Annotated in this window: 1 protein-coding gene; it reads left to right on the forward strand. The window is 71.0% G+C overall.

Annotated elements, in window-relative coordinates:
* The coding region (locus FJV41_RS57590) for a S1 RNA-binding domain-containing protein (RefSeq protein WP_141649679.1) at positions 1 to 407 on the forward strand (407 nt) is incomplete at both ends.

The following is a 407-nucleotide window of genomic DNA, read 5'->3' on the forward strand; positions in this document are numbered from 1 at the left end:
GGCGAGGCCCATGCCAAGCTCGCAAAGCGCCTGGCCGCGCGCGTGCCGGCGCCCACCCAGCAGCCGCGCAAGCCGCTGTCTGCCTCGGCGGCCCGCGAGGTGCAGGCCTGGGAGGCCGCCGGCCTGCACTGCAGCGCCAACGAGCGCCGCGCGGACGAGGCGAGCCGTGACGTGGAAGCCTGGCTCAAGTGCAAGTACATGCGTGAGCACCTGGGCGAGGAATTCAGCGGCCTGGTCACGGCGGCGACCAGCTTCGGCATCTTCGTGACGCTGGACGCGATGTACGTCGAAGGCCTGGTGCACATCACCGAACTCGGGGGCGAGTACTTCAAGTTCGACGAGGCGCGCCAGGAGCTGCGCGGCGAGCGCACCGGCATCCGCTATGCGATCGGCACGCGGGTGCGGGT

This window comes from Myxococcus llanfairpwllgwyngyllgogerychwyrndrobwllllantysiliogogogochensis, from assembly GCF_006636215.1.
Taxonomy (GTDB): Bacteria; Myxococcota; Myxococcia; order Myxococcales; family Myxococcaceae; genus Myxococcus; species Myxococcus llanfairpwllgwyngyllgogerychwyrndrobwllllantysiliogogogochensis.